The organism is Coleofasciculus sp. B1-GNL1-01 (genome assembly GCF_040220235.1).
Lineage (GTDB): Bacteria > Cyanobacteriota > Cyanobacteriia > Cyanobacteriales > Coleofasciculaceae > Coleofasciculus.
Window position 1 is genome coordinate 158,721 of sequence record NZ_JAVJTO010000051.1, and the last position, 22,551, is coordinate 181,271.

23 protein-coding genes, 1 tRNA gene and 2 pseudogenes are annotated in these 22,551 nt (G+C 45.4%); 6 read left to right on the forward strand and 20 right to left on the reverse strand.

Annotated features, from left to right (window positions below; genetic code table 11):
- Nucleotides 1-6: 6 nt before the first annotated feature.
- The 5 genes from RID53_RS12915 to psbZ form a co-directional block, all read right to left on the reverse strand.
- The gene (locus RID53_RS12915; RefSeq protein ID WP_446388479.1) at nt 7-417 is read right to left on the reverse strand and encodes a hypothetical protein; all 411 of its coding nucleotides are present in this window, start codon (nt 415-417) and stop codon (nt 7-9) included.
- A gap of 47 nt (nt 418-464) precedes the next feature.
- On the reverse strand, nt 465-692 hold the full coding sequence (locus RID53_RS12920; RefSeq protein ID WP_446388480.1) for a hypothetical protein: 228 nt from the start codon (nt 690-692) through the stop codon (nt 465-467).
- Nucleotides 693-708: 16 nt separating this feature from the next.
- Nucleotides 709-780, reverse strand: a tRNA-Gly gene (locus RID53_RS12925).
- A gap of 119 nt (nt 781-899) precedes the next feature.
- Complete coding sequence (gene ribH, locus RID53_RS12930) at nt 900-1,502, reverse strand: 6,7-dimethyl-8-ribityllumazine synthase (protein WP_446388481.1); 603 nt, start codon at nt 1,500-1,502, stop codon at nt 900-902.
- Between the two features lie 90 nt (nt 1,503-1,592).
- Nucleotides 1,593-1,784: a photosystem II reaction center protein PsbZ gene (gene psbZ, locus RID53_RS12935; RefSeq protein WP_446378093.1), complete on the reverse strand. Its 192-nt coding sequence runs from the start codon at nt 1,782-1,784 to the stop codon at nt 1,593-1,595.
- A gap of 98 nt (nt 1,785-1,882) precedes the next feature.
- On the opposite strand from psbZ, the gene RID53_RS12940 reads away from it, so the two are divergent.
- A complete protein-coding gene (locus tag RID53_RS12940; protein WP_446388482.1) occupies nt 1,883-2,119 on the forward strand; it encodes a hypothetical protein in 237 nt (78 codons plus the stop codon).
- Nucleotides 2,120-2,188: 69 nt separating this feature from the next.
- Complete coding sequence (locus RID53_RS12945; protein WP_446388483.1) at nt 2,189-4,975, forward strand: CBS domain-containing protein; 2,787 nt, start codon at nt 2,189-2,191, stop codon at nt 4,973-4,975.
- A gap of 96 nt (nt 4,976-5,071) precedes the next feature.
- On the opposite strand, the pseudogene RID53_RS12950 reads toward RID53_RS12945, so the two are convergent.
- A pseudogene (locus RID53_RS12950) lies at nt 5,072-6,311 on the reverse strand (RNA-guided endonuclease InsQ/TnpB family protein).
- Nucleotides 6,312-6,527: 216 nt separating this feature from the next.
- On the opposite strand from RID53_RS12950, the pseudogene RID53_RS12955 reads away from it, so the two are divergent.
- Nucleotides 6,528-6,785, forward strand: a pseudogene (locus RID53_RS12955) (Uma2 family endonuclease); the annotation flags it as partial.
- Here the strand turns inward: RID53_RS12955 and RID53_RS12960 are convergent.
- The 11 genes from RID53_RS12960 to RID53_RS13010 form a co-directional block, all read right to left on the reverse strand.
- Nucleotides 6,710-8,572 (reverse strand): reverse transcriptase domain-containing protein, encoded by a 1,863-nt coding sequence (locus tag RID53_RS12960; RefSeq protein WP_446388484.1) that lies wholly within the window; start codon nt 8,570-8,572, stop codon nt 6,710-6,712. The pseudogene RID53_RS12955 and the gene RID53_RS12960 sit on opposite strands and share 76 nt — an antisense overlap.
- Before the next feature lie 370 nt (nt 8,573-8,942).
- A complete protein-coding gene (locus RID53_RS12965; RefSeq protein ID WP_446388485.1) occupies nt 8,943-10,025 on the reverse strand; it encodes a class I fructose-bisphosphate aldolase in 1,083 nt (360 codons plus the stop codon).
- Nucleotides 10,026-10,513: 488 nt separating this feature from the next.
- Nucleotides 10,514-10,729: a hypothetical protein gene (locus RID53_RS12970; protein WP_446388486.1), complete on the reverse strand. Its 216-nt coding sequence runs from the start codon at nt 10,727-10,729 to the stop codon at nt 10,514-10,516.
- Nucleotides 10,730-10,934: 205 nt separating this feature from the next.
- Nucleotides 10,935-11,984 carry a M42 family metallopeptidase gene (locus RID53_RS12975; protein ID WP_446388487.1) on the reverse strand — a complete coding sequence of 350 codons (1,050 nt, stop codon included), beginning with the start codon at nt 11,982-11,984 and terminating at the stop codon, nt 10,935-10,937.
- A 427-nt stretch (nt 11,985-12,411) separates the two neighbouring features.
- Nucleotides 12,412-12,525 carry a LemA family protein gene (locus RID53_RS12980; RefSeq protein ID WP_446388538.1) on the reverse strand — a complete coding sequence of 38 codons (114 nt, stop codon included), beginning with the start codon at nt 12,523-12,525 and terminating at the stop codon, nt 12,412-12,414.
- Between the two features lie 86 nt (nt 12,526-12,611).
- Complete coding sequence (locus RID53_RS12985; RefSeq protein WP_446388488.1) at nt 12,612-12,779, reverse strand: LemA family protein; 168 nt, start codon at nt 12,777-12,779, stop codon at nt 12,612-12,614.
- A gap of 60 nt (nt 12,780-12,839) precedes the next feature.
- A complete protein-coding gene (locus RID53_RS12990) occupies nt 12,840-13,460 on the reverse strand; it encodes a hypothetical protein (RefSeq protein WP_446388489.1) in 621 nt (206 codons plus the stop codon).
- Nucleotides 13,461-13,805: 345 nt separating this feature from the next.
- Nucleotides 13,806-14,336, reverse strand: a complete 531-nt coding sequence (locus RID53_RS12995; RefSeq protein ID WP_446388490.1) for a hypothetical protein — start codon at nt 14,334-14,336, stop codon at nt 13,806-13,808.
- A gap of 310 nt (nt 14,337-14,646) precedes the next feature.
- On the reverse strand, nt 14,647-15,201 hold the full coding sequence (locus RID53_RS13000; protein ID WP_446388491.1) for a hypothetical protein: 555 nt from the start codon (nt 15,199-15,201) through the stop codon (nt 14,647-14,649).
- A gap of 120 nt (nt 15,202-15,321) precedes the next feature.
- Nucleotides 15,322-16,137, reverse strand: coding sequence for a TPM domain-containing protein (locus RID53_RS13005; RefSeq protein ID WP_446388492.1), 816 nt, complete (start codon nt 16,135-16,137; stop codon nt 15,322-15,324).
- Between the two features lie 42 nt (nt 16,138-16,179).
- The gene (locus RID53_RS13010) at nt 16,180-16,464 is read right to left on the reverse strand and encodes a DUF6812 domain-containing protein (protein ID WP_446388493.1); all 285 of its coding nucleotides are present in this window, start codon (nt 16,462-16,464) and stop codon (nt 16,180-16,182) included.
- 366 nt (nt 16,465-16,830) lie between these two features.
- Between RID53_RS13010 and RID53_RS13015 the strand changes: the two genes are divergently transcribed.
- A complete protein-coding gene (locus tag RID53_RS13015; protein ID WP_446388494.1) occupies nt 16,831-17,706 on the forward strand; it encodes a tRNA (5-methylaminomethyl-2-thiouridine)(34)-methyltransferase MnmD in 876 nt (291 codons plus the stop codon).
- 186 nt (nt 17,707-17,892) lie between these two features.
- Here RID53_RS13015 and RID53_RS13020 read toward each other — a convergent pair whose 3' ends face one another.
- Nucleotides 17,893-18,735: a CPBP family intramembrane glutamic endopeptidase gene (locus tag RID53_RS13020; protein ID WP_446388495.1), complete on the reverse strand. Its 843-nt coding sequence runs from the start codon at nt 18,733-18,735 to the stop codon at nt 17,893-17,895.
- Nucleotides 18,736-18,840: 105 nt separating this feature from the next.
- Nucleotides 18,841-19,254 (reverse strand): AbrB family transcriptional regulator, encoded by a 414-nt coding sequence (locus tag RID53_RS13025; protein ID WP_446388496.1) that lies wholly within the window; start codon nt 19,252-19,254, stop codon nt 18,841-18,843.
- Between the two features lie 567 nt (nt 19,255-19,821).
- On the opposite strand from RID53_RS13025, the gene RID53_RS13030 reads away from it, so the two are divergent.
- Both RID53_RS13030 and RID53_RS13035 read left to right on the forward strand, forming a co-directional pair.
- Complete coding sequence (locus RID53_RS13030; RefSeq protein WP_446388497.1) at nt 19,822-20,838, forward strand: succinate dehydrogenase/fumarate reductase iron-sulfur subunit; 1,017 nt, start codon at nt 19,822-19,824, stop codon at nt 20,836-20,838.
- The gene (locus tag RID53_RS13035) at nt 20,835-21,023 is read left to right on the forward strand and encodes a chlorophyll a/b-binding protein (protein ID WP_446388498.1); all 189 of its coding nucleotides are present in this window, start codon (nt 20,835-20,837) and stop codon (nt 21,021-21,023) included. The genes RID53_RS13030 and RID53_RS13035 overlap by 4 nt, the downstream gene beginning before the upstream one ends.
- A 124-nt stretch (nt 21,024-21,147) precedes the next feature.
- On the opposite strand, the gene RID53_RS13040 is transcribed toward RID53_RS13035, so the two are convergent.
- Nucleotides 21,148-22,278, reverse strand: a complete 1,131-nt coding sequence (locus RID53_RS13040) for a trypsin-like peptidase domain-containing protein (protein ID WP_446388499.1) — start codon at nt 22,276-22,278, stop codon at nt 21,148-21,150.
- Nucleotides 22,279-22,551: the final 273 nt, after the last annotated feature.

Below are 22,551 nucleotides of genomic sequence, written 5' to 3' on the forward strand. Positions count from 1 at the left end.
CATCATTTACGAACGCCGATAAGCTAACCAAACCATAAGCGCTGGCAAGACGGCTAAAATCACTGCCAGTAATGCCCAAAGAATTATAGAAGGACCGGTTGGAGATTGCAGCGCTAGGGGTAACCAGACAATCAGCAAAACCAGCACGATTAAGAGGGCTACAGGTAGGTAGCTTTCCCCAAGATTCCCTTGGGTACTCACCCAGCGATGACCTGTCCAACGCCACGTTTTTTTGTAGGGATAAGTCGTCGATAATTGCTCGATTGTAAGCCCATTTTCTTCAAGAACGAAAATCTGCTGACAGCGATTACAGCCAAAGGCTTCTGTCAGGGTAATCGGCACTAAACACCCCCGCCGCCGACACGGGCAGGGATATTCCTTACTTAAATCTATCTTTTGAGCTTTCTGAGGTGGCACAAGCGCTATTCAAAACCAAGATTACGTTGATGATTGAGTGTTCCTGATTACACGATTAACTTGCATAGTAAATCACTATAGCTTAAACTTATCCCCACAAATTCCCAACTGAGATTTTCTTGGAGACGCCCATGCTCTAATATTAGCGCTTTCCTTTCCCTTGACCAATTATAGACCTGACTTTTCAGGGGATAGCGGTTAGGACAGATCATTGTAGAGACGTTGCCTGAAATAATGTAGAGACGCTGAAATAATGTAGAGTAGAGACGCGCCATGGCGCGTCTCTACATAAGCGGGTAACGCGATTCGAACGCGCGACATTCACCTTGGCAAGGTGACGCTCTACCACTGAGCTATACCCGCATTTATTTTGCTTTTTACAGTGTCTCAGAATAATCCGGGTTTGTCAAGTTATTTGTTATTTGCCATAGCTCCTCTGTTCCGAGACAGGCTTTGGCATGTTTCCCGATCTGATGAGTGGCTCATGAATTCCCAGACTCATTGTATTCAGAAGCGGACTCTGAAGGAAGAGACCGCCCGGATGAAACAGGTAAGGACTGAGTAGTTCCTGCTGTATCATAAGCATTATAAGAGGTTGAGCCATTTTGCCCCTTGAACTGCTGCATTAAACTCGCCATTTCTAAGGCACTCATGGCATATTCCCAACCCTTATTACTCTTAATTCCTGCCCGTTCCAAGGCTTGCTGCATCGTATCAGCCGTTAGAATTCCAAAGACTACAGGAATTCCAGTTTGAAAGCTAGCGGCGGCAATGCCCTTAGAGACTTCAGCCGCCACATAATCAAAATGGGGGGTTTGACCGCGAATGACAGCGCCCAAGCAAATCACCGCATCATAGCGGTGGCTAAGGGCAGCTTGACGAGCCATGAGAGGGACTTCAAAACTACCTGGCACCCAAATATAATCAACTTGGGAGCCATGAGGATTGGGATCAACACCGTGGCGTTTCAGGCAATCTTGACACCCGGCTAATAGCTTCTCTGTCACGAGATCATTAAATCGACCGATGATAATTGCCAAGCGCAGGGAGCTGGCTGATGTAAAATTTCCCTCAAAAACTGCCATGGCTATCTTTCTTTGCCCTCTTGCGTCATGAGCATCTGTCTGTTGGTGAAGAAGCCCCGTCTGAATTTAATCATTCAGGCGGGGAGAAAGTCAGGCTACCACAAAATAGTTCAGGACGCCAACCACAATGACCAGAGCCAGCCAAAGCCCTGAACCTATCCAAATCAAATTTTTTGATTGCTCCCAGTTTTGGGGGGTAGCATAGGCGACGGGAACGCCCACCACCATGACGAATGACAAAATTACCAAAGCTGCCAGTGATATTTGAAATAAGATAGACATTTCCTGTTGTGCCTTTCAAGACGTTAAATCCTTCTGATTGTAAGCTACCAAAAATTGACCCGCTTTTTTGAAAAAACTGAAAATCAACAACAAAGTAGATGGCAGATGAGGAAGATGAGGGAGATGGGGAAGCAGGGGGAGCAGAGGGAGCAGAGGGAGCAGAGGGAGCAGAGGGAGCAGGGGGAGCAGGGGGAGCAGGGGGAGCAGGGGGAGCAGGGGAAGCAGGGGAAGCAGGGGGAGCAGGGGAAGCAGGGGGAGCAGGGGAAGCAGGGGAAGCAGGGGGAGCAGGGGGAGCAGAGGGAGCAAACAAATGGCGAATGACAAATGACAAATGACGAATGACAAATGACAAATGACAAATGACAAATGACAAATGACAAATGACAAATGACAAATGACAAACCATGGACTTAATCTTGTGTCACACGATTAGCGACTTTGATGCCCTCGGAGCGGCTGTTGGGCTGACGCGCCTGAAAACAGGAGCGAAACTTGTCCTAACAGGCGGCGCTCACCCGGCGGTTCGGGATTTTTTGGCACTGCATCGGGATGAGTATGCTTTGATTGAACGACGTTCGGTTAAAGTAGATCAAATTCATTCCCTCGTCGTGGTGGATACCCAAAAGCGCGATCGCTTAGGGAAAGCCGCTCAATGGTTCGACTTGCCTCATCTTACTGCCATTGAACTTTACGACCATCACGGCGACACTCATTGTGATATTCCTGCTACATTCCGACAGGTTGAACCTGTAGGTGCCACCACAACGCTCATCGTCGAGCAATTACAACAAACCTCAATCCAATTAACCACCGCCGAAGCCACGGTGATGGCACTCGGTATCCATGTGGATACAGGTTCCTTAACCTTTGACCAAACCACCCCACGGGATGCCATGGCTCTGGCTTGGGTAATGGCACAAGGGGCAAATATCCGCCAGATTGCTGACTATGTTGATCCAGGACTTTCGCCCCAGTTGCAACAACTGCTCACCACAGCCCTAGAGCAGTTAAAATCTGAAAATTATCAAGGTAATACCCTGTCCTGGGTGTTCCTGAAAACTCAAGACTATGTACCGGGACTCTCAAGTTTAGCCTCACGATTAGTTGATCTGACTGAAAGCGACGCCCTATTGCTGGCGGCAGAATATGGGGAAGATGGGGGAGATGGGGGAGATGGGGGAGATGGGGGAGATGGGGAAGATGGGGGAGATGGGGGAGAATCCAACCATCAACAATCAAAATCATCCCGTCTCACGATAATAGGGCGATCGCGGATTCCTGGCACGAATTTAAATGCGCTCTTACAACCCCTAGGTGGAGGGGGGCATTCTCAAGCCGCCGCCGTCACCCTACGCCATGAAAATCCCCCAGAGGTTTTGCCCCAACTCGTTGATCAATTCAAGGAGCAAATTCCCCAACCCCTAAGCGCCCTGGAGTTAATGTCCTCCCCGGTGCGAACTATTCGCCCCGATACCACCGTTGGCGAAGCACAGCGGATTTTGCTGCGTTATGGGCATTCTGGACTGTCTGTGGTTGATGAACATGACCAGTTAATTGGGATTATTTCACGGCGAGATATTGATCTGGCGCTGCATCACGGTTTAGGTCATGCTCCAGTTAAAGGGTATATGACCCGAAACCTGAAAACCATTACCCCCCAAACCTCACTGCCAGAAATTGAGTCGCTGATGGTGACTTATGATATTGGACGCTTACCCGTGTTAGAGAATGGGCAGTTAGTCGGGATTGTCACTCGTACTGATGTCCTGCGACAAGTACGCCAAGATCAAGAGCGCTGGGGAGAGACTTGCCCCATCCCGATGACCTATCCCTCATCCCGCCTGTTAAATATGCGGGAACGCCTTGCTCCTGCCCTGTGGCAATTGCTCACTCAAGCCGCCCAGGAAGCCCAGGAACGGGGTTGGCATCTCTATTTAGTGGGGGGAGCCGTTCGTGACGTATTGCTGGCGGATGAGAGCCAACCTTTGCTCCTAGAAGACGTAGATTTGGTGGTTGATGGGTTTCATCGGGCGGCTGATGTGGGCGCAGGAGTAACCTTGGCGAAAGCCTTGCGAGAACGGTATCCGAATGCTCGCTTAGAGGTTCATGGGGCGTTTCAAACGGCAGCATTACTGTGGCATAATGACCCGGTGTTGGATTCCTTGTGGATTGATATTGCCACGGCTCGGACTGAGTTTTATCCCTATCCAGCGGCGAATCCGGAAGTGGAAGCCAGTTCTATTCGCCAGGATCTCTATCGGCGAGATTTTACGATTAACGCTATGGCAGCCCGACTGACGGGGAGGCGAGGTGAGGCGTTGCCCCTACTGGATTTTTTTGGTGGGATGTTGGATTTGCGATCGCGTCAAATTCGCGTCTTGCATGCCAATAGTTTTATCGAAGATCCCACTCGCATTTATCGAGCCGTTCGGTTTGCCGTGCGCTTAGGCTTTGAACTGGAACCCCAAACCCAAGACTATATCCAGTATGCGTTAGAGAGTGGCGTTTATGAGCGATCGCTAGGAGCAAAGACGCGAGCGCCTGCCCTAGAAACCCGCTTGAAAGCCGAATTAAAGTACATCCTAGAAGCCCCCTATTGGCAACGGGCATTCCAACTCATCGGCTCACTCGGAGCATTACGCTGTCTTCATCCCAGCTTAAAGCTTGACCCATTGTTATGGTGGCGGGTTCGTCTAATTGACCGTTGGTTACGACGCTTTGACCCTGACCAAACCCTCAAACATTGGCAGATGCGTCTAGAGGTGTTAATTGCCTATCTAGACCCTCAAGAACGCGGCAAAGTGGCAGAAAATTTACAACTGCCTATTGATAGTATTGAGCGACTGCAGCATCTCGGACAAGCCCAAACTGAGGTGGTAGAGTCTCTACCCCAATGTCAGCGTCCCAGTGAAGTCGTTTGGCTGCTACGTCAGTATAAATTACCCACATTGGTTTTGATTGCCGTACACAGTTCTAGAGCAATTCGGCGCAAGTTGTGGCACTATTTCACAAACTTGGCAATCGTGCAAGTTCCTCTTAATGGCAATGATCTCAAAGGTTTGGGGTATAAGCCAGGACCACACTATAAGGAGATATTAGATGCCCTGTTAGCCGCAACTTTGGATGGCGTGATTCAGAATGAGGCAGATGCCAAAGCATTTTTAGAGCAGCATTATCCTTGCTCTAAGTGAGTTTTGACTCTTGACTTGGCACAATTTGGATATAGTTGGTAAAAGTATAGTCAAATATAGACAGACTGAATTTCATTGCAGAAATTCCCTTCGCTTTTACTTTGAGAGATTAATTCTCCTGGGGTGAACTACGCACCTCTCTATCCCATAGCGGTTAAACTTATGGGAATGCTTTTCGTAAAATATTGTAGGAACCGATGACATCAGATTGAACGAGAACCCCCTGCTCTGTACGATATAAACCTCGTTTAATTCTTTTTCCACTAAAAACGGGTTTTTCAGTAGAGACGCGCCATGGCGCGTCTCTACCATAAACGGGGAGAGGATCTAAATTCAAAAAATTAGAAGCTGAGGTATAGGATTCTTCTTGAAGAATCACCGATATTCCTAGTAATTGACATTTGTAAATAATCATGTCAATTAATCGAGCATGAGGAACGGTCACAAATTTTTGATTGTTGACTTTTCCTAAGTTCACTTCTTGTTTCCAACCGTCATTTTTCCCAATAACTAAAGTCGTGATATTTTGGTCAACTAAAAGATTGACTAAATAACGACTAGCTCGATGAAGATAATTATCTATCTTCTGATTACGGCAACGGGTTAAACGACGGATTCTTTGGGAACTTTTGTGATTGCCTTTTAACAGAGATTGTAACTTCGCTCGACGCTGGTTATAAAATTGATTTAGGCTTTTTAACGGTCTGCCATTAATCAACAAAGGAGTAAAATCCGGTTGATTTGAAGTTACAGCCATTAAATTATCTATACCTAAATCTATTGCTGCTATCTTTTCATTGGGGGTTAATAACTGTTCTTTTTCTTCATAAATTACCTCGATTACATAACAATCACATTTCGGAATGATTCTTACTTCTGCTATACGGTTAGCCACTTGACTGGTCAACTCAATATTAGTTCCTGATAGCTTGACTAATCCTTTTCTTCTGGCTACTTGACTTATCGCTTGAATTGTATAAATTAGCAGATTTCGTCCTTTTTTGGTATCTTTATAGCCAGGGATTTTCGGTCTGCCTATAAATTTATCGGGATGCTTTTTAAATTCGGAGGTCGCGGCGAAAAATGATTTCCAGTTCCGATCTAATCCTCTTAAAACTTGCTGTGATACTTTAGCTGGTAAGGCTTTATATTGTTCGGTCTCTTTCATTAAGGAAGCCATCTGATTATAAGTCAAATACCCATGACCATAAATCCAGTTTTGACGGATGAGATAATTGGCTGAGTTGTAAAGATTTTTAGACTGCCAAGACAAGCGATCTATCGACCTCCAAAAACGATGCCCCTTTTTAATTATATGTCTTTGAGCTAGTCGCATTATTGTCCGTGAGATTTTAATTCGGCTATAATCTTTTCGGTTTTTCGTTTCGACCTTCTTAAATTGATGACCTGTCAAATTTCCTTGTTTCCACCACATAAAGGCAGTTCGATAACTGATTCCTGCTTTTTTGGTATAGATAGTCGGAGAGAGAGTTTCATGTATATATTACCCAACATGACTACATCTGACTATATTCTTATTGAAACTTTACAATACCGTCGTAATCAGGTGCAGGAATACATCGTGTGGCAATTTTATGACCAACGCCTCGATTGGTTTAGATTACGAGATGGTGACTATGTTTCCCTACAACCGGATGATGAAGGGATTGTCAGGAGTGAGGTTTTTCCGGGATTGTGGTTAGCTGTACCCGCCTTGTTAGCAGGGGATTTGGCTCAAGTGCTGTCAGTATTGCAGGAGGGATTGGCGACACCGGAACATGGGGCATTTGTTGAGCAGTTAAGGGAGTAATAACTGAAAGGATGTCCTCGGTATTTAAGCCGATCATGATGGGAGTCAGCATTAGCATTAGAAGGAATGTCTAGATCTTTTAGGTGTCGCTTAACACGACGAAGTTGACGTTCCCGTCCTCGATCCAATTGTTTGAGTTGGGAACAAACGATACGCCGCCCTTTAAGTTCTTTAAAACCAACACACCAACAAAATACTGAAGGTGCGTCTGGTGGAGTTCCGATTTGCTTGCGTCCAACGGACATTGAAATAAGTCTCTGATGCAGTCTATAAATAATTTGACCTTTGCTCCTCCGCGTACCAGGAGAATATGATTTTTCAGAAGAATTTGTTGATTTCTGCTTAGGACAAACGTACTTGAGAATATTGTCAGCTTGTTCAACTTGTTTTTTGAGTTCTTTTTCAACTGAAGAAGGGCGGATTCTAATTAATCCATCATAGCGGAGTTGGTATCCGAGAAAGGAAACCCAAGGAACAGCAGCCGCATTGTCTTTAGCTGCCCATTTGTAGGGAGACTTAGATTTTTTATCCCAAAAGCCCTTGTTGTACTTCTCAACCTGCCAGGGATCATGAGGCAGTAAGTTAAGTGAACTCAGTGCTGTTCTATATTGCTCAAAAGCACTATGACACTTTGCTTTATCCGGATGAACAATAATCATGTCATCACAGTACCTAGCATAAAATAAATCTGGATCGGGTTTTTCTGGATCTTGGAGTACCTGCCGATCTGCTTGATCGAGCAGTAAGTTAACAACTAAGCATGAAAGCGCACTTCCTTGGGGTATACCGATATATTCATTTGATGGATTATTATAGAATTGTTTTAATTCATCTTCGGGCCATCCTGTATAACCTTCAGGATCTTTTTCTTTAAACCATTTATCAGCTTCATTTTGTGCATACCCTGAAAAGGAATATGATTCTAAATATGCATCAAAAATTTCTCTGGCTCGTTTATCGACTGCTGGTTCACCTGAATTTATCCGCTGTATTGCTAAATTTAGAGTATCTTTAGCTTTTTGATGGTGTACGCAATCAAAGAACTTCTGAATATCACATTCAGCAACCCAAAGAATTTGATCATCTCTCTGTTCTCTATACTCGATAATAGCCTTAAAAGCCTCATGATGATTCTTGCCACTTCTAAAGGCATAGGAACAATCCAAAAAAAATTTGTCAAATATTTTACAAAAATAGCGAGCGCATAATTTATCTATAATTCGATCAACTATATTTTCGTATACAGCAATTATACGATAACTATGCTCATCAGATTTTGGAATTAGTTTTATACAAGGCTTACTCATGGAGTAGGGAGCAAACATTACCCAAAGTAGGCATCTTGCAAGGGTTTCAGACCCCTTTGAAAGAGCTAATATCCAAAAATTTGATGCTCCCATTTGATATGTAAATCCTAGAGCAGCACTCTTGATTTCGTCAATTTTTTTATTAAGATTTTTTAACCATATTTCATTTTTATACTTAGGATTATTACGCACCCGCAACACAGTTTTACTAAGAGCTAACTTGTTGATTTCTATACTGCTCTTATTCTTGCGTTCGTGACGATTCGGACGATACCACTGCTTTCGCGGTGGGAATAAATCATGAATTATTTTGTCTGTTTTTGAAAGCTGGTCAAGCCGATCAGGGTGTATGGGTGGAGGTGCATCTTTTGATATGTTGTAGAGAAATTGTTTGTCATGTCGCTTCTTAGCAAGTGTCACTCGCAGGGTACACAACTCACGAATGATATTCTCATCAGAGAAGCATTTTTCTAGGTGCATCCTGGACTCTACATTTATTTGATGGGAAAAAGAGGCGGACGAGTCTAGGGGTGGTGTGAGCCTCTTTTTTAAGAAGCCCATTCTACTAGAATACACAATCGTGACTTTACAAACCGGACGAATAGTGTACCTAAGTCGGTCTCAAAACTGACTGGTGCTTCGATTTCACCTTGTAAGAAGGCTACCTCCGCCCATCAGACACCCCGGACTCGTCCGGTACTAGTCTATTCAAAATATTCTTGGGTTTCAACTCAACAGTCAAAGTGAGGAAGTTAAAGTTTTGTGTAGGGGCGGGTTTCACCATTATCGTGTCTTGCCTCACAACAGATATAACTAAACCCGCCCCAACCAAGATTGATTTAACTCAGGATTAAGCAATGGTCACGTCGCCGGACAAGTAAACATCCTGAATCGTGTGGAACAGCTTAACACCTTCCTCGAAGGGACGCTGAAATGTCTTGCGTCCAGAAATCAGTCCACAACCGCCAGCCCGTTTATTAATCACAGCAGTGCGAACAGCTTGGGCAAAATCATTTTTCCCCGATGAACCGCCAGAATTAATCAAACCTGCACGACCCGCATAACAGTTGAGAACTTGATAACGAGTCAAATCAATGGGGTGATCACTGGTGAGTTCCGTATAAACGCGATCATCTGTTCTGCCATATTTTTCGCCCGTAGCTTTAGCCACCGCACCATAGCCATTATTGCATTCAGGCTGCTTCTGCTTAATAATATCGGCTTCAATGGTAACACCCAGATGATTGGCTTGACCCGTGAGGTCAGCCGAAAGATGATAATCTTTATCTTGCTTAAAAACGCTATGGCGTAAATAGCACCACAAGATTGTTGCCATCCCTAACTCATGAGCGCGAGCAAATGCTTTACTCACTTCCTCGATTTGGCGGCTCGATTCCTCAGACCCAAAGTAAATCGTCGCCCCCACAGCCACAGCGCCTAAGTTCCAGGCTTGCTCGACATTGGCGAACATTAGCTGATCATATCGATTCGGATACGTCAGCGTTTCATTGTGGTTCAGTTTAGCAATGAAGGGGATACGGTGGGCATACTTGCGAGACACCATGCCCAAAACCCCTAACGTCGTAGCAACCGCATTACAACCGCCTTCCAAGGCAAGTTTGACAATATTTTCCGGGTCAAAGTAGACCGGGTTCGGGGCAAAAGAGGCGGCGGCGGAATGTTCAATCCCTTGGTCTACGGGTAGGATAGACAGATAACCCGTATTAGCAAGGCGTCCGCTGGAGTAGATCTGCTGAAGGCTACGCAACACTGGGGCAGGGCGATCGCTATTGGCAAAAATCCGTTCCACCCAGTCTGGACTCGGTAAATGTAACAGACGTTTATCCACTTTGGCGTTGTACGTCAATAGATTGTCTGCCTCTTCACCTAACCAAGATTCTATCGATTGAGGTGCTGTTAAAGTAGCCGTCATATCGTTTTCCTCAAAGTGTTGTCACTTGTTTTTCAATTTTGACAGTCTGTGGGGGCGATCTCTGTCCCCATAACGATAGAGTTTGGCTACTTGGCAAATTCAAAATTCCCCATGCTGACACCGTAAGCATTCCAATAATGCGCGAATGGTCACTTGATTGCCATTGCGTTGTATTGATCACTACTCCTGCAATCACAAATGTATGCTGTAGAGATGTGAATACTTTTGTTTCTACTCAACCCAGAGAATCTTGATTACTCATACGCGATTGATTGCATGACGTTCGGTTGAAGACAAGCTTTGTTGATCGGTTTTCGGTTATGAACTCTTCGGAGCGCGTCAATCCACCCCGAAAATAGCGTAAGGAGTTGGATTATTGAAAAGTTGATCCGTGGTGGCTTGATTCGGTTTCTTTCGGTTTAGTTGATAGTTATTTTCTACGACTTCCTATTTGCCACGTTTCTTTTATTTAAGCAGATTCAACTTAATCAGGAATCTTGAGGAATAGTATTTTGTCCTTCTAATAATCTGAGATAGGAATAGGGTACAGATAGGGGCCAAGTAATCGTGGCGATAACAAAACAAACTCCACAGCTCAGTTTATCGTCTTCCGATAACGTATTATCTTCTCTTAAACAGGTAAACCACTTGTTTAACAAGCGTACCGCTACGACTAAGTAAAGACTAACTGAGCTAACTAGCATGATATGCAACATGGTAAACCTACCTTAAAGAATTGTTTTTTCAGCGCTAACGGCTGGTTAAGTCCTTCGCTTTTTATCTAGTATACTGAACGATTTGCTTCTCAAAAGCCTATACTACCTATATTTACACAATCTTCACTGTCGCATTTTTTCCTTAACTGTATCTTAATAAAGGGAGTTGTTATCCGTCGCCGTTTTGTGATACTCAGGTGAACTGAGTCTGGCAGTACGTGTCAAGCAAAGAAATGCAGTTGGCGATCGCACCCAAATGAGCCACCTCATAGCCATGGGTGTTTTGTGTCGGGAAACTCAAGCAGGCGGCGCGGGAAACATGACCAAACTTCATGGCAATAGACGCATCGCTGCCAAACCCACTAATTGTGGCAAGCTGTAAAGGAACACCAATCCCATTCGCCGCCTGTCGCAGTTCCCAGTTGAGTCCCTCATCGTAAATCCCGTAGCCATCCTGGGACAACAGCACAGGTGCTTCCCCATCTTCAATTGGGTATTCTGAGGAGAGAGGGCAGATTTCTAGGGCGATTAAAGCATCAAGCGAGTGATTTTGGCTAAAATACAACGCGCCAATTGCGCCAACTTCTTCCTTCGCCGACGCCACTAAATAAGTATCCACAACGGGAGTTTTGACTTGTTCGGCGAGACTCAACAGAATGGCAACAGAGGCTTTGTTATCCAAGGTATAACTGGCAATGTAATCCTTGAGGCGTATGGGTCGCTTGCGGTGCTTTCCCACAACCATGCGGGTTCCTGGGCGCACCCCAGCAGCGACAAGTTCAGCTAGAGTACATTTCGTTTCCACCCAAGCCTCTTCCCAACGCACGGGGACAGTTTCTTGTTGTGCTTTTTGGGGAGATTCATGGGAAACGTGACGTGATCCAAAGGAAAGAATCCCACTCAAGGTTTGATTATCCCCTAATAAATCGACAACGCCTTCCCCATAAACCCAGGGAAATGAGCCGCCGAGTTTGCGGACTTGCACTTGTCCCTGTTCGCCTATCGATTTAACAATACCGCCGATTTCATCTTTATGAGCAGTAATCGCAATCGATCGCTCAGGGGTTTGACCCGGTATCTTAGCAATAATATTCCCAGCTCGATCCTGCCACGATTCAACCCCTAAGCCATGCAATCGACTGATTAGCAGTTGATCAATTTCTCGTTCTGCACCACTAGGAGAATGATGCAGCACTAACTCTTCAATAGTATTAAATAAGTGGTCGTAATTTGAGGATGGCATGAAGGCGATAAACTCACGCAATAAAGGCGAATACTACTGACCTAAGCTAGCTTCATTCGTAGTTGCGCTTTAGCGCCATAAACACCTCAGCGCTGACTATAAATCTATGGATGTATTACATCGATTCATAAAACGCTTACGTCAGTGCTATTCAGCTCAAATCAACCAACACGATAACATACTCGTTCTATATCGGCAATAACAAATAATTCAACATTTAAAGCAAGAGACGTTATTGATATCAGACACAAAATTTCCATCCCTGTAGGGACGGGTTTAGGGATTAATCTTTCTAGCGTGTGATAATTGAACAGGCAAAACCCGCCCTTCCTATCCCCTAACTTATCAGACGAATCAGATTAGCGTGAGAATCGTCCTGGTTAAGGTTTAGGGGTTGCCGTCTGGAAAAAGGATTGCGCCTCAAACCCTAACCCCTGTGCCAAAACTGAGTTAGAAATTGCTGAATCGTTTGATTGTACCGTTGCACCGCCTGATTATAACGCATCCGTTCTACAGCAAGGCGATTTTCTGTCCTGGCTATTTCATACTGAAGGTTCGCAAATAATTGACTTGATTGTAACTGAGAATTATTGGTGGCATAGTCTTAAAAACGATTAATCGCGTCATTCACTTGTTCCACAGCCGCCGCTTTTTTTCTGGGGTATCCGCTTGTAAATAAGCCTGACGAGATTGCTGAAATAAAGACCCATTTTTTTTCTCATGTTCGGTGTAAGCTTGAGTGACTCGAACTAAATTAGGAATCAAATCAGCCCGCCGTTGAAGTTGATTTTCCATTTGCGCCCATTTAGCCTGAACCACAGAAGCATGGCGGGAAAAAGAGTTATATGTCCATTTTTAGTCAGGTTTGTTTAACCGAATTTGATATAAATTAATACCTGGAGGCGGTAACTGTGGCTGACATTGAGGACATCGCCACCCCACAAAACTGACAATACCCTTTTCTTGAGAAATTTGGGCAGAGTGACTAAGATAAAATCTTAAAGTATTCCCATTTAATTCTTGTAGCGGTTGATGACAATGCTGGCAATAAAACGGTTGCCGTTGTCGTTTTATTCGTGTGGCTGATAACAGATTATTGGTTAGTCTGTCTGCCAAAGGAAAAGTACTAACTCCCACCACCAACGCCATAATTGACAAGCTTATCAGTATAAGTATAAGTAAGGTTGGTTCAGGTTGAGAAGCAACTGTAATAGACCAACCTATCCAATATGTAAATGCAAACCCCATAGCAATCCAACCCATATAAGCAAGCCTTTGATGTAACCTCAGTGCTGACTCCTCTAAAAGGACAGTATAGTTTTGATAAATTCTACCATCAGCAGAACCACCTGTTTGGGTGTGTTGTCCTATTGGTGAGATTAATATCGGACGACTCGCAATAATCCAGATTCGACTATAAGCCAGAATTACCAAAGCTAAACCTAGAATACCAATTAAGAAAATATATGGAATCATGTTTGAGTTTCGGGATTAATGGGAAATAAAAGAAATAGATATAGCTCAGTAGAGGTGTTAAGTAGTCGGACAATTTTCACTCTGTATATTGTTCGTGACAACCTTTAATAAACTATGACGTGCTGGCTATTGGTTAAAAACTGGAGAGGTATCGAGTCCGGATGTTGATTCAAATTCCGATGTCGTTTTGTTCAAGTTGTAATGACAACGAATTTGAGTAGAGGGCGACCCAACCTAATTGAATGGAATGGAGTATTTAATTAATGCAAGCGGGTCGCCCCTACAGTCCAGGCCACAGGTATTTCGGATTATCAATAAGGAGCGATCGCACTCAAGGAAGGCTGCTTAGAAATCACCGCCAGCGCCACCACCGCCACTGTCACCACCACCAAAACTACCACCACCGGAATCGCCACCACCGGAATCGCCACCACTGTAGTTACTGCCTGTATAAACACCTCCCGTGTGACTACTACTCGAAGAACGGCGACGCGAGGAACGACGACTCGAAGAACTGCCATTACTATTGGCGACTAGAAAAATCACGACCGTTGGCACACCTAATAGTACGAGTAATGCCAGTAAAGCTTCTCCAGACGATTTATAGATCTTAGATTGGGACTCTAAAGACGTAGTATTACTAGCGACTCCAGTATTCATTTTAGCCGTCGGCAAATCGGAAGTAATCGGATTGCTTTGTTTTTCGGTGTCTTCACTAACAATCGCTGCTATTTCTGTCGCCAAACCGCTATTGACTGGTTGCGAACTGGTAACCTTATTAATCGTCAATGCTTGTGCGGCAAGGGGTGAAAAAACTGTGAGGCAAAGTGGAACTGTCCAAAGTATCTGTTTAAAATTAGGGGCAAAAGATTTCATGATTTCAATCTCCAAAAAAACTTGATGTTGATTGGGTTATGTGAGAACGCTGTCAATTCTTGAATCTGCGTCGTCTGTCTCTTACTCGCTATTGAGTCTTGGCTTTTATGCGAGAGGTTGATTGTTGTAATATCTCTTTACAACTTGATAGTGTCGATTAACTAACTTAAGAGTTGGTAGAAAGTGATGCGATCGCTGATGGCGAAGACAGCGCCACTACAAACCAATGATGTTAGATGTAAGAGTTTGTAGTAAGCGCTTTAGCGCTTCTGGCACTAAAGTGCCTACTACGAACCAATATTGATTCCGTTTAGAAACCACCACCGCAACCGCCACCACCACTGGAACCGCCACCGCTGCAACCGCCGCCACCACTGGAGCCACTGCCACCGCTGCAACCGCCGCCACCACTAGAACCGCCGCTAAAGCCACCGCCCGTGTAGCCACTGTAGCCACTACTCGAAGAACGACGACTACCAGAACGATAACCGCTAGAACTGCTATCGCTATTTAGGGCTAGAATCAGCACTCCAACAGGTATGCCTAATAGTATGAGTAGTGCCAAAATAGCCTCGTTAGACGACTTATAAATACTGTCTTCAGCAGATGTCGTATTACTCGCGACTACAGTACTCGTTTCAGTAATGACTGCTTTTGTTTCGTCGAATGTGCTTTCTTCAACGGTTAGGGCTTGGGCAGCCAGAGGGGAGAAAAAGGTTAGACAAACTGGAACTGTCCAAATCATCTGTTTGAGTTGACGTGCCAAAGGTTTCATGGTTTTAATCTCCGATAAACTGTTGATGTTGATTAGGTTATGGGGGAAAGCTGTAACTTCCTGAAGCTGAGTTGTCTGTTTCTTATTCATGGTTAACTCCTTGGTTGTCTGCAAAAGGTCAATTTGAGGAATAATGTTGCACACATTTAGCAAGCATCTGTTCTAGACTTGCGGCAGTCAAACCTTGTCAGTCTTCAACCGGACATGATCTTATAAATCACCGCCACCAAAACTGCAACCACTAGAACCACCACTACTGATACCGCCATTGGAAGAACGCCTAGAATAACGATGCTTAGAATAACGACGCCTGGAAGAACGGTTACTATTGCGATTAGCAGCGAGTAGGACAATGATGCCCACAGGTACTCCTATAAATAGAAGTAATGATTGCAACGTCCATCTAGAAAAGGTTTCTTCACTAGATAATTGAGATGAAGATACAGCCGTCGTACTGTTGGTCGTTTTTCTATTCGTTTGGATAGTATCGGTTGTATTGACGTCATCGCCTAATTGAACAACTAATGCTTTGGTTCCGGCTAATGTACCCGTGTCAAAGTCACCTTGCTTAAAAGGCGGAGTAATTTTAGTTTCGATAATCTGACCTACCTGGCCATCGGGTAAAATCGGTTCGATACCGTATCCGGTTTCAATCTCAACGCGGCGATCGCCTATGGAAATCAAAAACAGTACACCGTTGTCCTCATCCGCTTTGCCAATCCCCCAGTGATTGAACAATTTAGTGGTAAATGCTTTGGGTGAGGCGGCGGGAGACGTTTCAGGTACAGTCACCACTGCAATTTCTGTGCCATTTTCAATTTCCAACTCGGAAATCATTTGATTGAGTTGGCGTTCCGTATCCTGACTGAGAATATCTGCCATATCTGTTACCCAAGTGCCATTTAGCTGTTGAGGATTAGGAACCTCTTCAACGGTTAAGGCGTGGGCGGAAAGAGGTGAGAGGACAGTGAGACAGAAGGGAACTGCCCAAATTGCCTGTTTGATTTTAGTAGTTATTGTTTTCATGATGTATTTCCTCTAAAAGCTGGAGTAAGTTTGTCACAGTCGTCAGGATGCACTTACCGAAACTGGATCAGTTTCCAGAGTCTGAGATGAAGTGGGTGTCACCTCTGCCTCACATAAAAATGCGATCGCAGGCTTGTTAATGCACAGAGAGGACATTTGCGTGAGTGGCTGTCCCGGTTGGTGGATTTCTACATCCGTCAACACAATGAAATTTCGAGAATTATTGAGCATATCGGAGAGTCGAGAGCGATAGCTGTTAGGAAGGGCAGAAACTGCCATATCACCGAATATTTGAACGTTATTTAGGGTTAAAATTTGGACTCTCATCGAATTCTTCCTCAAATTTCATTTATGCCGTCTGCTGACACCCTGTTCGTTTTTTGCTCATTCTTGTGAGTTATTTATGTTATAGCCTCTTTAAGTGAGCCTTGTCAAGGGGGAAGTACAAGCTTTAAACCGCCTTAGGATTCAACGCCAAGCTAAAGCTTAACGTCCTATAAAGACTACTGGATGGGAGTTTGAGTCAATTTAAACCGTACAAAATGCCCTGGAAAGTGGAGGAACGTGAGTTATGTGAGCTATGTGAGGTATAGGTCAACCCCTACAACAGTTAGGACTGATAACCCACCTGCATAAGAAAGGAGCAGGGGGAGTAGAGGAAGATAAAATCTTGAAATATCATTGAGGCGAACCATGGCAAACATCCCCAGCTTTACCCCTCAACCCACAGCCGATGGCTCATTCACCTTCTTTTCTGAAGCGTTTGGTGAATATTTCCACAGCACTCAAGGGGCAAAAACGGAAGCGTTGTTAAAATTTGTGGAACCTTGTCATCTGAAACAAAAAGCCCAACAGCAGGTTGTGCGTCTGCTGGATATCTGCTACGGCTTAGGCTACAATACGGCGGCGGCTCTAGAAACGATTTGGACGATTAATCCCAGATGTCAAGTTGAATTAGTCGCCCTGGAATTAGACCCGACTGTACCGCGAAGCGCGATCGCACATCATTTTCTCAGTGGCTGGAATCACCCGATTCCCGAACTCCTAGAGTGTCTGGTGACAACCTCAGAAGTTAAAACGGATCAGCTTCAGGCGCAACTTTATTTCGGCGACGCCAGAAATAGCATCCAGCAATTGTCTCAGTTGAACCTCCAAGCTGATGCTATTTTTCTCGATCCCTTTTCTTCCCGTCGCTGTCCCCAATTATGGACAGTGGAATTTTTTCAGCAATTAGCTGAATGCTGTGCCAAAACAGGTAGACTAGCAACCTATTCCTGTGCGGCAGCTGTCCGTAGCGGCTTAATAACGGCTGGATTTAAGATTGGTTCGACACCCCCTGTAGGGGGACGACAACCGGGAACTGTGGCAAGTTTTGACGCTTCCACTCTACCCCCTTTCTCGGAGCGATCGCGTCAACATTTGCAAACCCGTGCGGCTATTCCCTATCGTGATCCTCAACTTGCGGATCAGGCTGAGATTATTCTGCAACGGCGGCAAATTGAGCAGCAATCTTCTACTCTCGAACCCACCTCACACTGGCAAAAACGTTGGTCGGCGAAAGAGGGATGAGGGAGCGAGGGGAAGCAGGGGGAGCGGGGGAAGCAGGGGAAGCAGGGGAAGCAGAGGGAAGATGGGGGAGATGGGGGAGATGGGGAAGATAGGGAAGATGGGGGAGATGGGGAAGATGGGGGAGATGGGGAAGATGGGGGAGATGGGGAAGATGGGGGAGAATGACGAATGACAAAGGACGAATGACTAATGACTAATCCCCCATAGGAAAGCAGCCACACCGAGTAAACACAAGATACCCGATATCCCAGCTAAGGGATTATCTCCTATTCCCGTTATCCATATCGATCCTTTTCTGGTATAAGAAATCAGTTTGGCTTCCTGAAGACAGGTTAATCCCCAAATCCAACCCGCATGAAGTCCCCAGGCTAAGCCTAAACTCCCCCCATTTACACACCGGGCTAAAACTAATACCATACCCATTAGCCACAATCCAGGAATTTGAGGGAGCGTCTGTTGCTGTTCCCAAATCAGATGTAATAGAGCAAAAATCAGACTGGATATTACCGCCGCTATTGCTAGAGAATAGTCCTGTTGGAGTTCCGTCAGAAGGAACCCGCGAAACACCAATTCCTCGATTAATCCAATCCCTAGTCCTATTGCACATATTGGCAGTCCAATCCGGGTCAATTGCTGCCAATTTTCTCCATGCCAATCCACCCAGCCTACTAGCCATTGTCCCGTAAAGCTGATTCCTAAGCTCAAAATTGCCACGCCCAATCCCCCGACTAAGGATATCAAAATCCGCGTCGTCCAGTCCCAGCCATAGTCGGGAAACGATGTATCTTCTATCTGTGTTGCCCCCCAGATAATCAGGGGGGCAATGAGGTAAAGAACAGCGACGAATGGCAACTTTTTCTGTGCTGCCAAAGGCTTAGGAGGATGCCATTTCAGTCGGGTGGCGATCGCGATGGCTAAGGGCAACCACAACGCAGACCAAGCCAGAAAAAAAACCGCGACTTTTACTAGCGCCGATGCGCTTATTAGCCAAATAATACACGGATTATCTGCCTGATCAAACATAGCCATAAGCGAGATCGGCAAACGGTGAGGAGCTATAATTTTTACGCTGCTACTTTCATGCTGCCAAGGATGGATACTTTGCATAACCCATCCTTTTTAGCATGAACTGCCTCAAACCTCTGCGGCTTCCAATTCCTCTTCGGACTCCTCAGATGTATCCAGATCCACCTGTTTTAGATGGATATGCTTGTAGCCCAGTTTAATTTCAAACTCATCACCGGGCTTCAATCCCATTTCCTGAGTGTAGGTTGAGCCAATCACAATCTGACCATTTTTATGGACGCTGACGCGATATGTCGGTTCCCGACCACGACCATCTTTTGCTCCCTCTGGATCTAAGGGAACACCCTTCGCCGCTAACACCGCATCATAAAAATCAGTTAAGTTGACGCGGGTCTGACCTGTTTTACTTTCGGAGTAATAGCCACAGCGTTTTGCTGTTTCTCGCCGAGGCAAGTGAGAAAGCTCTTTTACTTTTTGAAGTAAGGCTTTCCCCGTTAATGCATTAGCTTGGGTCTCTGCCATAATTTCACAGACTATCCTTTATTTTTCAGGATGGTAAACGTCGTATGCTGCCAAGTGTATTTGGCTATATAAAAAATATATCGTTAAATCTCTGGTTTTGGTCAAGATTTTTTTGATCATTTATTAAAATTTCTAGGAATTTGAGCCATAAGGATTTTCCGGAGACGCCAAAGCCGCTTCTTAGGTTAAAATTTTAACCAAGATAGGACTCCGTGGCAAAAGATCGAACCTGAAGTATGTTCAGATCAGTGATCCATCTGGAGATTTGGCAGGTCATCTGGGAAAAATTTGACCAGACACAAGGGAGAGAGCATCTATCAACAGAAAATCAACACTCCCAAGGATGAATGCTGAGTGACCGCCGATTGTCTTAGACTGTAGTCAGTTTGCTAAATATCGCGGCTAAATGCTCACGGACAAGTTGAGCGAGTACCTTCTGGCAATATTTCTCATCTATATTTATGGGCGATCAGGAAATGAGGGGGTGATGGTCAATGGGTAGGTTGTGACTCCTGAGAAGGTGGTAATTTTCATATAGGTGTTGAGATACAAAGAGAGCATATCACTATGCAAGTTGCCTTTAAAATCATTCGACAGACTCAAAATACCTCCCCCACTATCGAGACTTACAAGTTAGATGTGGAGGAAGGAAACACAATTCTGGAGTGCCTGAATCGGATTAAGTGGGAGCAAGATGGAACTTTAGCATTTCGCAAGAATTGTCGCAACACAATCTGTGGTAGCTGTGCGATGCGGATCAATGGTCGCTCCGCACTGGCTTGTAAAGAAAATGTGGGCAATGAATTGGCGCAGCTCCCTGAGCATCATCGCCCGGAGATTCCGGAAATCACAATTGCCCCCCTGGGTAATTTACCCGTGATTAAGGATTTAGTCGTGGATATGCGGAGCTTTTGGGACAACTTAGAAGCGGTTGAACCCTACGTTAGCACAGCCGGACGAACCATTCCAGAACGGGAATTTTTACAAAGTCCCCAAGAGCGATCGCGCCTGGATCAGAATGGTAATTGTATCATGTGTGGCGCTTGTTATTCAGAATGTAATGCTCGCGAGGTTGATCCCACATTTGTTGGTCCTCACGCCCTCGCCAAAGCCCAACGTCTAGTCGCCGATTCTCGCGATACCGCCATAGAAAGTCGCCTGGAAAACTACAATCAAGGCACTCAGGGAGTGTGGGGATGTACCCGCTGTTTAATGTGTAACGCCGTTTGCCCGATGGATGTCGCCCCCATGGATCAAATCGGTAAAATTAAACAAGAAATTCTGACTCGCAAAGACAAGCAAGCCAGCCGCTCAATCCGCCATCGCAAAGTCTTAATTGATTTGGTCAAACAAGGAGGTTGGGTTGATGAGCGCAAATTTGGTATCCAAGTGGTGGCGAACTTCTTCCGAGATATTAAAGGAATGCTCAGTTTAAGTCCCCTCGGATTACGGATGCTCGCCCGTGGTAAATTCCCCCTAGGATTTGACGCCTCCGAAGACACCGCCCAAGTGCGATCGCTGATTGAATCCGTCCAAACCTTGAAATCTGAGACACCAGAGGAAGAAATTTTACCAAAATCATGACATCTCAAACACCCACCCCAGAAGAATCGACAACAGAAACCCCCAACCAACCCGAACCCGCTTTTGGGTGGACACCTTACGCCGAACAAATCAACGGACGGTTTGCCATGATCGCATTTGTGGCTTTATTGCTGATCGAGTTGATTACTGGTAAAGGTTTATTAGGCTGGTTGGGTTTGATTTAGTTATTGGTCATTTGTCCTTTGTTAGGGAGCAGGGAACAGGGAACAGAATAGTGTAGAGACGTAGCATGCTACGTCTCTACACCCCCATCTCCCCACACCCGACACCCGACACCCGATACCCTGACTACCAACGAGAATCGTGCGTCACTGAATTCCCCCCAATCGCCACCGCCCGTAAATTATATGATCCGGTTTGTCCGGCTTCATAAGCGTTTGCCATTAACAAATAAATCCCATCGCTGGGTAAAGTGACAAATAATCGGGCATTCGTACCACCACCACTATCATCATCTTGGGCTAAATCATTGCCATTGGGATCAAGCAAAATTAAATAAGAATCGATTTCCCCACTGGTCATATCGATTTGCACCTGCTGACCCGCTCTGCCTTCAAAGGCATAGATGTCAAAAAAGCTGTTATCGTCTGCTAAAACATGACTTCCCTGATCCAGCCGACCGGGAATCACTGTACCATTGAGGGCTAAGGGTTGGGGGGGACGGTGAGTCGGAGAGGGGCTGGACTGCTGCACCGTCTGGGACGCACGTCCATTGCCTACAGCCGCCAGAAACGGGCGAATTCTATCGATGCTAATCGCAAAGCCAATCCCCAGATTCCCGCCGCTAGGACTGCCTAAAATCGCTGTATTTACCCCAATTAATTCACCTTGACTATTCAGTAGGGGACCGCCAGAATTTCCTGGGTTAATCGTGGCATCGGTTTGAATTAAGCCCCGTTGTTGGTCGATACGGCTAACAATCCCTACGGTAAACGTGCCTTGATACCTGCCAAAGGGATTGCCGATAGCAAATGCCCGTTGTCCAACTTGTACGGGACGAGGAGCCAGAGAAATCGTCGGTAAATTGCTGGGAGTGCGAATTTTGAGAACCGCTAAATCTAAACCATTCTCCCCAAACGCCACCACATCCGCACTCAGGCGTCTGCCATCCGCTAGGGTTACTGTAACTGTAGGGGAACCTGCGACAACATGAGCATTGGTGAGGACTAATCCATCGGCGCTAATAATACTGCCACTCCCTGTACCCTCTACCGTATCAATGGAAACCACTGCTGGACTGGCTTGTTGATAAACCTGGATATTAATTTGTTCATCAATATCTTGAGCCACTACAACGGTTGAGCCTAGCCAGAGATTCAGCCAGTCAATTGGTGCGATCGCGTGGAGAGTCGTAGCACCAATCGCAGTCACAGTAGCAAGGATTCCCGATATAGCAATAGGCAAGCGTTTGGTACTCATGGTTGATGGTCATTAAACCTCAAGGTCTAGTTTTATGGTGGCTTATGCTCAAGTCATTGATCAGAATTATGTGACAATTTTTTTTGGATACACCGTAGGAAAAGCAGGGGGAGCAGGGGGAGCTGGGGAAGCTGGGGAAGCTGGGGAAGCTGGGGGAGCAGGGAGAGAAAGTTATATCTTTGAATGCAACGTGTTATTCTCACTTAGGTTTTTTTCCTTAGACCTTTCTGCCTTGAAGACTTTGGCTACATGTAAAAGAGATCTACACCAATA

Coding starts and splice junctions, on each gene's coding strand:
- RID53_RS12920 (WP_446388480.1), bottom strand. CDS start 692: ATGGCGCGTCTCTACTCTACATTATTTCAGCGTCTCTACATTATTTCA.
- ribH (WP_446388481.1), bottom strand. CDS start 1,502: ATGGCAGTTTTTGAGGGAAATTTTACATCAGCCAGCTCCCTGCGCTTG.
- psbZ (WP_446378093.1), bottom strand. CDS start 1,784: ATGTCTATCTTATTTCAAATATCACTGGCAGCTTTGGTAATTTTGTCA.
- RID53_RS12940 (WP_446388482.1), top strand. CDS start 1,883: ATGGCAGATGAGGAAGATGAGGGAGATGGGGAAGCAGGGGGAGCAGAG.
- RID53_RS12945 (WP_446388483.1), top strand. CDS start 2,189: ATGGACTTAATCTTGTGTCACACGATTAGCGACTTTGATGCCCTCGGA.
- RID53_RS12960 (WP_446388484.1), bottom strand. CDS start 8,572: ATGCACCTAGAAAAATGCTTCTCTGATGAGAATATCATTCGTGAGTTG.
- RID53_RS12965 (WP_446388485.1), bottom strand. CDS start 10,025: ATGACGGCTACTTTAACAGCACCTCAATCGATAGAATCTTGGTTAGGT.
- RID53_RS12970 (WP_446388486.1), bottom strand. CDS start 10,729: ATGCTAGTTAGCTCAGTTAGTCTTTACTTAGTCGTAGCGGTACGCTTG.
- RID53_RS12975 (WP_446388487.1), bottom strand. CDS start 11,984: ATGCCATCCTCAAATTACGACCACTTATTTAATACTATTGAAGAGTTA.
- RID53_RS12985 (WP_446388488.1), bottom strand. CDS start 12,779: ATGGAAAATCAACTTCAACGGCGGGCTGATTTGATTCCTAATTTAGTT.
- RID53_RS12990 (WP_446388489.1), bottom strand. CDS start 13,460: ATGATTCCATATATTTTCTTAATTGGTATTCTAGGTTTAGCTTTGGTA.
- RID53_RS12995 (WP_446388490.1), bottom strand. CDS start 14,336: ATGAAATCTTTTGCCCCTAATTTTAAACAGATACTTTGGACAGTTCCA.
- RID53_RS13000 (WP_446388491.1), bottom strand. CDS start 15,201: ATGAATAAGAAACAGACAACTCAGCTTCAGGAAGTTACAGCTTTCCCC.
- RID53_RS13005 (WP_446388492.1), bottom strand. CDS start 16,137: ATGAAAACAATAACTACTAAAATCAAACAGGCAATTTGGGCAGTTCCC.
- RID53_RS13010 (WP_446388493.1), bottom strand. CDS start 16,464: ATGAGAGTCCAAATTTTAACCCTAAATAACGTTCAAATATTCGGTGAT.
- RID53_RS13015 (WP_446388494.1), top strand. CDS start 16,831: ATGGCAAACATCCCCAGCTTTACCCCTCAACCCACAGCCGATGGCTCA.
- RID53_RS13020 (WP_446388495.1), bottom strand. CDS start 18,735: ATGGCTATGTTTGATCAGGCAGATAATCCGTGTATTATTTGGCTAATA.
- RID53_RS13025 (WP_446388496.1), bottom strand. CDS start 19,254: ATGGCAGAGACCCAAGCTAATGCATTAACGGGGAAAGCCTTACTTCAA.
- RID53_RS13030 (WP_446388497.1), top strand. CDS start 19,822: ATGCAAGTTGCCTTTAAAATCATTCGACAGACTCAAAATACCTCCCCC.
- RID53_RS13035 (WP_446388498.1), top strand. CDS start 20,835: ATGACATCTCAAACACCCACCCCAGAAGAATCGACAACAGAAACCCCC.
- RID53_RS13040 (WP_446388499.1), bottom strand. CDS start 22,278: ATGAGTACCAAACGCTTGCCTATTGCTATATCGGGAATCCTTGCTACT.